The following is a 9870-nucleotide window of genomic DNA, read 5'->3' as shown; positions in this document are numbered from 1 at the left end:
GCCGGCGAAGTCGACGCCGCGGTCCGGGTCGAACTTGTCGACGGCTTTGATCAGGCCGACGGTGGCGGTCTGGAACAGGTCGTCGGTGGGCTCGCCGCGGCCGGAGTAGCGGTGGGCGAGGTGGCGGGCGAGCGGCAGCCAGGCCTCGATCGCCCGGTCACGCAGAGCGGAACGGCGGTGGTCGCCGGCGGGAACGGCTGCCATCTCGGCCAGCAGGTCGGCGGCGCTGTCGGTCGAGACGCGGCGCGAAGCGGCAATAGTCATCGGATGAGGTCCTCCATCAGCGGGCAGAGAGCCGTGCCCGCACGCGGCGACCGTTCACTACGTTTCACGCTAACCGCTCGGCCGAGCCCTGCCTAGCCGAAAGTATGAGCGGGGTTCCGGAACCAGCGCTCAGGGGGTGAGGACCACCTTGCCGGCGACGGTCTTCGACTCCGCCAGGCGCAGCGCCTCGGCGGCTCGGGCCAGCGGAAGCTCGGCGCCGACCGCCGCGGTGACCTTGCCCGCCGCCATCGCCTCCAGGACCGCGGTCAGGTCGGCGCGCAGCTTGGCGCGGAAACGGTCCTTGCGCCACAGACCACCCCAGACGTTGAAGAAGTACGCGTGCCGGCCGTTGGGCAGCACGTTCCACGCCCACAGCCGGCCGAGCAGCTTGAGCACGGGCAGCTGCTTGCTGCCGCTGTCGTCGCGGGTCGACGCGGACCCGTACGACACGAGGGTGCCGCCGCGGCGCAGCAGCATCCACGAACCGGTGAGGCCGGGGCCGCCGACGTGGTCGAAGACCGCGTCCACACCCTCCGGGGCGATCGCTCGGACCTGAGCGGGCACGTCGCCGCGGTAGTCGACCGGGATCACGCCGGCGCCCCGCAGCGCGTCGTGGTGCCGGGGCGACGCGGTGCCGATCACGCGGGCCCCGGCCAGCTGGGCGAGCTGCACGAGGACCGAGCCGACGCCGCCGTTGGCGCCCATCACCACGACGGTGTGCCCGGCGCGGACGTGCGCGAGACGGTGCAGCATCTGCCAGGCGGTGATGCCGTTGACCACGACCGTCTCGGCCTGGACCGCGGTGACGCCGTCCGGCACCGGGACCAGGTCGGCGGCGTCGAGCACCGCATGGGTGCTCCAGCCCCCCGTCTTGGTGAGCGCGGCGACCCGGCGGCCCCGAAGCCGCGGGTCGGTGCCGGGCCCGGCCTCCTCGACCGTGCCGACCAGGTCGTAGCCGGGGACGAACGGGAACGGCGGCTGGTCGTAGTAGCGGCCACGGCGCATCTGCTGCTCGGCGAAGCTGACGCCGGTGGCCTCCACGCGCACGAGCGCCTGGCCCTCACCCGGTGCCGGGATCGCACGCTCTCGCAGCTGCAGGCCCTCGGGCTCGACGATGCCGGGGAGAACGACCTCGATCATGGTTCCCATATCAGTGCTCCTCGTAGAGTTTGGCGCTCTGTTCAAAGTTCAGCGTCCTTAACCGTTACAGGTTGTAACGCAAGTATGCACTGCTCTCGTGGGGCCTCGCAAGGGGGATGTCGCTCGATGGCACGATTCGAGTCCGGGTGCGTGTGGGTAAACAGCCGGAAACACCTTGGAGACGGAGAACTCGAATGACCATCCTCGGCATCGACATCGGCGGTTCCGGCGTGAAAGGTGCCCCGGTCGACACTGCGAAGGGCGAGTTGCTCGCAGAGCGCTACCGGGTACCGACGCCGCAGCCCTCCGACGTCACCAGCGTGGTCGAGGCCGTCGCCGAGGTGGCGGCCCGCTTCGACGGCTACGACCGGGTCGGCGTCACCTTCCCCGGCGTCGTCGTCGACGGGGTGACCCGGACCGCGGCGAACGTCGACAAGTCCTGGCTCGACGCCCCGGCGGCGCGGCTGTTCACCGAACGGCTCGGCAAGCCCGTCTCGGTCCTCAACGACGCCGACGCGGCGGGCGTCGCCGAGGTCGCGTTCGGCGACCACGACCAGCAGGGCCTGGTCATGATGCTGACGTTCGGCACCGGCATCGGCAGCGCCCTGTTCCTCGACGGCACGCTGATCCCGAACACCGAGTTCGGCCACCTCGAGATCGACGGCAAGGACGCCGAGGCGCGCGCCTCCGACCGGGCCCGCGAGCAGGACGACCTGAGCTGGGAGAAATGGTCCGGCCGGGTGCAGGACTACCTGCGGCACGTGGAGATGCTGCTGTCGCCACGGCTGTTCATCGTCGGCGGCGGGGTCAGCAAGAAGGCCGACAAGTGGCTGCCGCTGATCGAAATCCGCACCCCGATCGTCCCGGCAACGCTGCTCAACAACGCCGGCATCATCGGCGCAGCGGTCATCGCGGGCCAGCCGGCCATCGCCCCCGAGGTGCACTGACCATGGCAAGGACCATCGCCACGAACAACCGGGTCGGCCGCGACGAGCTCCTGGAGTTCATCCGCCCCCGCCACCACGCGATCCTGATGACCACCCGCAAGGACGGCCGCCCGCAGTCGTCCCCCAACACCTGCGGCGTCGACACCGAGGGCCGCGTCGTCATCTCCACCTACCCGGAGCGCGCCAAGGTCGCCAACATCCGCCGCGACCCCCGGGTCACCGTCTGCATCCTCTCGGACGACTTCGGCGGCGAATGGGTCCAGCTCGACGGTGTCGCCGAGGTCCTCGACCTCCCCGAGGCCCTGGAACCCCTCGTCGAGTACTTCCGCGTCATCGCCGGCGAGCACTCCGACTGGGACGAGTACCGCCAGGCCATGCGCGAGCAGGGCAAAGCGCTCATCCGGATCACCGTCGAGTCCTGGGGACCGATCGCCCGCGGCGGCTTCCCCGCACGCCTGGCCGAGTAACCCGGGCCGGCAATATTGCCACCCGGGGCGGACAGGCCGCGAGTGCCGCCCGGGGCGGCCCGGCCGGAGCGAGTGCTGCCCGGGCCGACCCGGCTAGAGCGAGTGCTGCCCGGGCCGACAGGCCAGGGAGAGTGCAGCCCGAGGCCGGCCGGCCGGGGAGAATGCCGCCGGGGAGCGGGTCAAGCGCGGATGCTGCTGCCCGGGGCAGGTCAGGCGGGGACGCTGCTGCCCGGGGCGGGGAGCAGGTAGAGCAGGTCGTCGCGGTGCAGGCCGGCGACCGAGTCGAGCAGGTCCGGGTGGCGCAACAGGGCCGCGGCCGCACTGTCGCGGGGATCGGGTGCGGTCAGCCGGCGGAACTCGGCGGGCAGGTCGGTCACCCGGCGCGGGCGAGGCCGCTCACCCTGCGGAAGCGGCTTCAACGGTACGGCCGCCGCGACCGCGTCCACCGCACGCGACGCGAGCAGCGGGTCGGAGAGCAGGCAGGCCGCCCAGCTGACCACGACCTCGTCCACCCAGGTACGCCAGCCCTCACCCTCGGCCATCTCGTCCTCCGGCTCGCTGCCCATCCGCCAGTCCAGCGCCGCCGACCCGCCGGGCCCGGCCATGTTGACCAGCTCCGCGTCGACCGGCGTCGGGTAACGCAGCCATGCCGCGACGGTGATCGCCTGCCGGGCCTGCAGCTCGTTGAGGGTGGCGGCGGCCTGGTCGGTGCCGGTCGCCGGGTAGGCGCGCACGAGCCAGTGGGTGCTCGCGGCGATGACCGGTGACAGGGCGGTGGACGGACCGGGACCGGGCATTGACTCCCCCAGGGGCAGACGGGCGCGGCCTCGGGTGGGGCGCGTCGAGATACCTCTCGGCCGCCCGGCCCTGCGGTTGAGTAGCCTCGCCCCGATGGCAACGCACGGCAACCGACGGGCAACGGTCTTCGCCCGCACCATCTCGGGAAACGCGACATTCGAGCCCGATCCGGGCCACGACCGCGCCTGGACCGTCACCGTCGACGGCGTGCCCCAGAGCTACGTCGACCTGGCGGACCCGGCCCACCTGGCCTTCGAGTACGTGCGCCGGCTGGCGACGATCCTGCGTCTGGCGCGCGCTCCGGGCGTACCCATGAAGATCCTGCATCTCGGTGGTGGTGGCCTGACCCTGCCGCGGTGGGTCGCCGCGACCCGCCCCGGCTCCCACCAGACGGTGGTCGAGCTCGACCCGCTGCTGCTCGCCGCCGTCGCCCGGACCCTCCCCTGGCCCCCGGAGATCGGGATCGAGATCGCCGACGCCCGAACGTTCGTCGACACTCAGGCCTTCGCCGGCGCCACGCCGGAGGCGTACGCCGGGACGGGGGGCTATGACGCGATCGTCGTAGACGTGTTCCAGGGCTCGGCGATGCCGGAGAGCGTCGCCGGGACGTCGTTCGCGCATGCCGCGGCGCGGTTGCTGCGGCCGGGCGGGGTGCTGGCGATGAACCTGACCGATGTGAGACCGCCCGCCCATTCGCGAATTCAAGCGGCTACTTTGCGTACTGCCTTTGCGGATGTCGCTCTGATCGCTCCTCCCGGAATGCTGCGCGGGCGCAAGCTGGGCAATGTCGTCCTCGCCGCGTCGGCCATTTGTAACACTTTGCCCGTTTCGCGAATTGCCAGGTCGGTGGCGTGGGACCGGGAGCCCGCCCGGGTGTGGCACGGCGAGGAATTGACCACGTTTCTGGGCGGTGCGAGGGCGCGCCTCGACGGCTTCCCGTAACGCGGCTCCGGTAGGTTGTCATCCACCGGGTGCCCGGCCGTTTGCGGTTCCTCCATTGCGGAGAAGTTGCGTGGACGGCTGCTGCATTTCGCCCGTCGCCGAGCCCGCTCCCGCGCATTCTGATTACGGTGGAGATCATGACCGGTCGCTTTCCCATCGAAGACGTGACGCCGTCCGTATCCTGCGGCCGCTACCCCTCGAAGGCGGTGGTCGGTGAACTCGTGCCGATCTCCGCGGTGTCCTATCGGGAAGGCCACAACGCGCTCGGCGTGAACGTGGTATGGCGCGGCCCGCACGGCGAGTCCGAGCCGTTCACCCGTCTGGAGCCCGGCGAACCCGGCCTCGACCAGTGGCACGCGGTGATCAAGCCGGACCGCGTCGGCCGCTGGACCTTCACCATCGAGGCGTTCGACGACCCGTACCAGACGTGGCGCAACGCGGTCACCAAGAAGATCGGCGCCGGCCAGGGTCTCGAGGACCTCGCCAACGACCTCGCCGAGGGCGCCGGCCTGCTCGACCTCGCCGCCAAGATCGTCCCGAACGCCGACGAGGAGCGGGTCCGCGAGGCCGCCGCCGCGCTGCGTGACGACGAGCGCTCGCTGTTCAACCGGGTCGCCCTGGCGCTCGACCTCGAAGAGCTGCTCTGGCACAACCCGGTGCGTCAGCTCGTGACCACCACCCGCTCGTACGTCATCTGGGTCGACCGCCAGCGCGCGCTCTACTCCTCGTGGTACGAGTTCTTCCCCCGCTCCGAGGGCGCCGAGGTCGGCCCCGACGCGACCCCGGTCAAGCACGGCACGTTCGCCACCGCAGCCGGCCGCATCCCCGCCGTCGCGGCGATGGGCTTCGACGTGCTGTACCTGCCGCCGATCCACCCGATCGGCCGGATCAACCGCAAGGGCCGCAACAACACGCTGGTCCCCCGCCCCGAGGACGTCGGCTCGCCGTGGGCCATCGGCGCCGAGGAGGGTGGTCACGACGCGATCCACCCCGAGCTCGGCACGCCGGAGGACTTCCGCGCCTTCATCAAGACGGCCGCCGACAACGGTCTCGAGATCGCGATGGACCTCGCACTGCAGGCCGCGCCGGACCACCCGTGGGTCAAGTCGCACCCGGAGTGGTTCACCACCCGCGCCGACGGCACCATCGCGTACGCCGAGAACCCGCCCAAGAAGTACCAGGACATCTACCCGCTGAACTGGGACAACGACCCGAAGGGCCTGCGCGAGGAGGTCCTGCGCGTCGTCCTGCACTGGGTCGGCGAGGGCGTGAAGATCTTCCGCGTCGACAACCCGCACACCAAGGCGCTGAGCTTCTGGCAGTGGTGCATCGCCAAGGTCAAGGCGGTCGAACCGGACGTGCTGTTCCTCGCCGAGGCGTTCACCCGCCCCGCGATGATGAACGGGCTCGGCAAGGTCGGCTTCACCCAGTCGTACACGTACTTCACCTGGCGCACCACGGCCGGCGAGATGCGCGAGTACATGACGCAGCTCAAGGCGTCGATCGACTGGATGCGCCCCAACTTCTGGCCCAACACCCCCGACATCCTGCACGAGACGCTGCAGCACGGCGGCCCGCCGATGTTCAAGATCCGCACGGTGCTGGCGAGCATGCTCTCGCCGTCCTGGGGCATGTACGCAGGACTGGAACTCTTCGAGCACGTGGCCCGGCCGGGGTCCGAGGAGCTCATCGACAACGAGAAGTACGAGCTCAAGCCGCGGGACTGGGCCGCCGCGGAGAAGGCCGGACGCTCGCTGGCGCCGTACATCACCCGCCTGAACGAGATCCGGCGGGAGAATCCGGCGCTGCACTGGCTGCGGAACATCGAATTCCACGACATCGACAACAACGAGCTGCTCTGCTGGTCGAAGCGCGACGCTGAGACGGGTAACACCGTCCTGGTGATCTGTTCCTTCGATTCGCAGGACGTGCAGTGGGGCAATACGACGATCAACATGCCGGCCCTCGGCATGGACTGGCACGAGCGCTTCGACGTGGTCGACCAGATCACCGGCGCATCGTACGAGTGGGGCCAGCACAACGCCGTCCGGATCGACCCCTTCGTCGAGCCGGCACACGTCTTCGTAGTACGCCCGCGCCGGTAACGGCTCTGGCGGGTAGTGAACCGGTCCCGGCGTGAAGTAGCCGGGCCGGTATCGGGTGCGCCGGCGGCGTACGCGATTCAGTTCCTGCGGGGTGGGGTAGGTGAACGTCTGATGGACCTTACAAGCGAACTCGACGAGAGTGTCGAGCACGATCCCGCCGAGGGCAGCCACGTCGAGGACGGTGTGGTCGAGCACCCCACCGCCGACGACTTCGAGCATGCCCGGACATTGCCTGCGGACCGGACCTGGTTCAAACGCGCCGTCTTCTACGAAGTCCTGGTGCGGGCGTTCTACGACTCGAGCGCGGACGGCTCCGGCGACCTGCGCGGGCTGATCGAGCGGCTCGACTATCTGCAGTGGCTCGGCGTCGACTGTCTCTGGTTGCCGCCGTTCTACGACTCGCCGCTGCGTGACGGCGGCTACGACATCCGCGACTTCTACAAGGTGCTGCCCGAGTTCGGCACGGTCGACGACTTCGTGGCCCTGCTCGACGCGGCGCACAAGCGCGGCATCCGGGTCATCACCGACCTGGTCATGAACCACACGGCCGACACGCACTCGTGGTTCCAGGAGTCGCGCCGCGACCCCGAGGGCCCCTACGGCGATTACTACGTGTGGAGCGACACCAGCGAGAAGTACCAGGACGCCCGGGTCATCTTCGTCGACACCGAGGAGTCGAACTGGACGTTCGACCCGGTGCGCCGGCAGTTCTACTGGCACCGGTTCTTCAGCCACCAGCCGGACCTGAACTACGACAACCCGGCCGTGCAGGAGGCCATGCTCGACGTCCTGCGCTTCTGGCTGGGCCTGGGCATCGACGGCTTCCGGCTCGACGCGGTGCCCTACCTGTTCGAGCGCGAGGGCACCAACTGCGAGAACCTGCCCGAGACGCACGAGTTCCTGAAGCACTGCCGCAAGGTGATCGACGACGAGTTCCCGGGCCGGGTGCTGCTCGCCGAGGCCAACCAGTGGCCGGCCGACGTGGTCGAGTACTTCGGCGACGCGGACGCCGGTGGCGACGAGTGCCACATGGCGTTCCACTTCCCGCTCATGCCGCGCATCTTCATGGCGGTGCGGCGCGAGTCGCGCTTCCCCATCTCCGAGATCATGGCCCAGACCCCGGCGATCCCGGACATGGCCCAGTGGGGCATCTTCCTGCGCAACCACGACGAGCTGACCCTCGAGATGGTGACGGACGAAGAGCGCGACTACATGTACTCGGAGTACGCCAAGGACCCGCGGATGAAGGCCAATGTCGGCATCCGCCGGCGGCTCGCCCCGCTGCTGGAGAACGACCGCAACCAGATCGAGCTGTTCACCGCCCTGCTGTTGTCGCTGCCCGGTTCGCCGGTGCTGTACTACGGCGACGAGATCGGCATGGGTGACAACATCTGGCTCGGTGACCGCGACGGTGTGCGTACGCCGATGCAGTGGACGCCCGACCGCAACGCGGGCTTCTCCACGGCTCACCCGGGCCGGCTCTACCTGCCCGCCAACCAGGACCCCATCTACGGCTACCAGTCGGTGAACGTCGAGGCCCAGCGGGACAGCTCCACGTCGCTGCTGAACTGGACGAGGACCATGCTGGCGGTCCGGCGCCGCCACGACGCGTTCGCCACCGGCACGTTCCGTGAGCTCGGCGGCTCGAACCCGTCGGTGCTCGCCTACCTGCGCGAGGACGGTGACGACGTGGTGCTCTGCGTCAACAACCTCTCGCGCTTCCCCCAGCCCATCGAGCTGAACCTGCAGCACTGGAACGGTTACACCCCGGTCGAGCTGACCGGTCATGTGAACTTCCCGCGCATCGGCCAGCTGCCGTACCTGCTGACCCTGCCCGGCCACGGGTTCTACTGGTTCCAGCTCTGCGGGTCCGAGGAGAAGCAATGACGCTGCCCTTCGCCGAATGGCTCCCCCAGCAACGCTGGTACGCGGGCCGTAACCGGACCCTGGCCTCCGCCGTGCCATCCTCGAGCACCCCGCTTCGCGAGGACCTGGACCTGGTACTGGTCGACGCCACCTACACCGACGGCAGCTCCGAGCGCTACCAGATCCTGGTCGCGTGGGACAACGGCCCGATCTCGGAATACAGCACCGTCGCCACGATCGGCACGGACGACGACCGTACGGGCTACGACGCCCTCTACGACCCTGACGCCGCGCGTTTCCTGCTCGGCCTGGTCGACTCATCGGCCACCGCCGGCAACCTGGTCTTCACCCGGGAACCGGATGTCGAGCTGCCGCTGCACGCCGCGCCGCGGGTCTTCGACGCGGAGCAGAGCAACACGAGCGTGATCTTCGAGCAAGAGGCCATCCTCAAGGTCTTCCGCCGCGTCGAGTCCGGGATCAACCCCGACATCGAGCTCAACCGGGTGCTGGGCCGCGCCGGGAACCCGCACGTGGCACGGCTGCTCGGCTCGTTCGAGGTGACCACGGACTCGGGTCCGTGCCCGCTCGGCATGGTCACCGCGTATGCCGCCAACTCGGCCGAGGGCTGGGCCATGGCCACGGCCAGCGCCCGTGACCTGTTCGCCGACGCCGAACTGCGCGCCGACGAGGTGGGCGGCGACTTCGCGGGCGAGTCCTTCCGGCTCGGCGAGGCCGTCGCGACGGTGCACCGGACGCTCGCCGACGAGCTGGGCAGCGGCCCGTCGCCGTTCCCCGTCGACGTGGTGATCGGCCGGCTCACCTCGGCCGCGGCGTCCGTGCCCGAGCTGCGCGACGCCGTCCCCGTGATCGAGGAACGGTTCCGCAAACTCACCGGCGAGCAGGTTGTCGTGCAGCGGGTCCACGGCGACCTGCACCTGGGTCAGGTGCTGCGGACGCCTGAGGCGTGGCTGCTCATCGACTTCGAGGGCGAGCCCGGCCAGCCCCTGGAGGAACGCCGGCTGCCGGACTCCCCGCTGCGTGACATCGCCGGGGTGCTGCGCAGCTACGAATACGCCGCCTACCAACTGCTGGTCGACCAGGCCGATGACGAGCACCTCTCCGCCCGTGCCCGCGAGTGGGTCGACCGTAACCGCGCGTCCTTCTGCGAGGGCTACGCGGCCGCGTCGGGCACCGACCCCCGCGAGCAGGGCCCGCTGCTCGCTGCCTACGAGCTGGACAAGGCGGTCTACGAGGCCGCGTACGAAGCGCGGCACCGGCCCGGATGGCTGCGCATCCCGCTGCGGTCCATCGCCCGCCTCGTCGGCTGACCCCGCCACACCC

Annotated in this window: 9 protein-coding genes; 6 read left to right on the top strand and 3 right to left on the bottom strand. The window is 70.0% G+C overall.

What is annotated here, in order from left to right:
- Both Aco04nite_RS23935 and Aco04nite_RS23930 read right to left on the bottom strand, forming a co-directional pair.
- The coding region (locus tag Aco04nite_RS23935) for a sigma factor (RefSeq protein WP_280519372.1) at positions 1 to 264 on the bottom strand (264 nt) is incomplete at its 3' end.
- A gap of 129 nt (positions 265 to 393) precedes the next feature.
- Positions 394 to 1413 (bottom strand): medium chain dehydrogenase/reductase family protein, encoded by a 1020-nt coding sequence (locus Aco04nite_RS23930; protein WP_212999499.1) that lies wholly within the window; start codon positions 1411 to 1413, stop codon positions 394 to 396.
- Positions 1414 to 1598: 185 nt separating this feature from the next.
- Here Aco04nite_RS23930 and ppgK point away from each other — a divergent pair, with 185 nt between their 5' ends.
- The gene (gene ppgK / locus Aco04nite_RS23925) at positions 1599 to 2351 is read left to right on the top strand and encodes a polyphosphate--glucose phosphotransferase (RefSeq protein WP_212999498.1); all 753 of its coding nucleotides are present in this window, start codon (positions 1599 to 1601) and stop codon (positions 2349 to 2351) included.
- A 2-nt stretch (positions 2352 to 2353) separates the two neighbouring features.
- On the top strand, positions 2354 to 2818 hold the full coding sequence (locus Aco04nite_RS23920; RefSeq protein WP_212999497.1) for a PPOX class F420-dependent oxidoreductase: 465 nt from the start codon (positions 2354 to 2356) through the stop codon (positions 2816 to 2818).
- A 209-nt stretch (positions 2819 to 3027) separates the two neighbouring features.
- Here the strand turns inward: Aco04nite_RS23920 and Aco04nite_RS23915 are convergent, their stop codons facing one another.
- Complete coding sequence (locus tag Aco04nite_RS23915) at positions 3028 to 3615, bottom strand: hypothetical protein (protein WP_203839556.1); 588 nt, start codon at positions 3613 to 3615, stop codon at positions 3028 to 3030.
- 94 nt (positions 3616 to 3709) lie between these two features.
- Here Aco04nite_RS23915 and Aco04nite_RS23910 point away from each other — a divergent pair, with 94 nt between their 5' ends.
- The 4 genes from Aco04nite_RS23910 (at position 3710) to Aco04nite_RS23895 (ending at position 9857) form a co-directional block, all read left to right on the top strand.
- On the top strand, positions 3710 to 4558 hold the full coding sequence (locus tag Aco04nite_RS23910) for a spermidine synthase (protein ID WP_212999496.1): 849 nt from the start codon (positions 3710 to 3712) through the stop codon (positions 4556 to 4558).
- 137 nt (positions 4559 to 4695) lie between these two features.
- The gene (locus Aco04nite_RS23905; protein WP_212999495.1) at positions 4696 to 6663 is read left to right on the top strand and encodes an alpha-1,4-glucan--maltose-1-phosphate maltosyltransferase; all 1968 of its coding nucleotides are present in this window, start codon (positions 4696 to 4698) and stop codon (positions 6661 to 6663) included.
- Between the two features lie 111 nt (positions 6664 to 6774).
- Positions 6775 to 8550 carry a maltose alpha-D-glucosyltransferase gene (treS, locus tag Aco04nite_RS23900; protein WP_203839559.1) on the top strand — a complete coding sequence of 592 codons (1776 nt, stop codon included), beginning with the start codon at positions 6775 to 6777 and terminating at the stop codon, positions 8548 to 8550.
- The gene (locus tag Aco04nite_RS23895; RefSeq protein ID WP_212999494.1) at positions 8547 to 9857 is read left to right on the top strand and encodes a maltokinase N-terminal cap-like domain-containing protein; all 1311 of its coding nucleotides are present in this window, start codon (positions 8547 to 8549) and stop codon (positions 9855 to 9857) included. Before treS ends, Aco04nite_RS23895 begins: the two co-directional genes overlap by 4 nt.
- Positions 9858 to 9870 lie beyond the last annotated feature (13 nt).

Origin of the sequence: Winogradskya consettensis (genome assembly GCF_018332715.1) — a bacterium.
GTDB classification, from domain to species: Bacteria; Actinomycetota; Actinomycetes; order Mycobacteriales; family Micromonosporaceae; genus Actinoplanes; species Actinoplanes consettensis.
This window is presented reverse-complemented; position numbering and strand designations above follow the sequence as displayed.

Coding starts and splice junctions, on each gene's coding strand:
- Aco04nite_RS23910 (WP_212999496.1), top strand. CDS start 3,710: ATGGCAACGCACGGCAACCGACGGGCAACGGTCTTCGCCCGCACCATC.
- Aco04nite_RS23895 (WP_212999494.1), top strand. CDS start 8,547: ATGACGCTGCCCTTCGCCGAATGGCTCCCCCAGCAACGCTGGTACGCG.
- treS (WP_203839559.1), top strand. CDS start 6,775: ATGGACCTTACAAGCGAACTCGACGAGAGTGTCGAGCACGATCCCGCC.
- ppgK (WP_212999498.1), top strand. CDS start 1,599: ATGACCATCCTCGGCATCGACATCGGCGGTTCCGGCGTGAAAGGTGCC.
- Aco04nite_RS23905 (WP_212999495.1), top strand. CDS start 4,696: ATGACCGGTCGCTTTCCCATCGAAGACGTGACGCCGTCCGTATCCTGC.
- Aco04nite_RS23930 (WP_212999499.1), bottom strand. CDS start 1,413: ATGGGAACCATGATCGAGGTCGTTCTCCCCGGCATCGTCGAGCCCGAG.
- Aco04nite_RS23920 (WP_212999497.1), top strand. CDS start 2,354: ATGGCAAGGACCATCGCCACGAACAACCGGGTCGGCCGCGACGAGCTC.
- Aco04nite_RS23915 (WP_203839556.1), bottom strand. CDS start 3,615: ATGCCCGGTCCCGGTCCGTCCACCGCCCTGTCACCGGTCATCGCCGCG.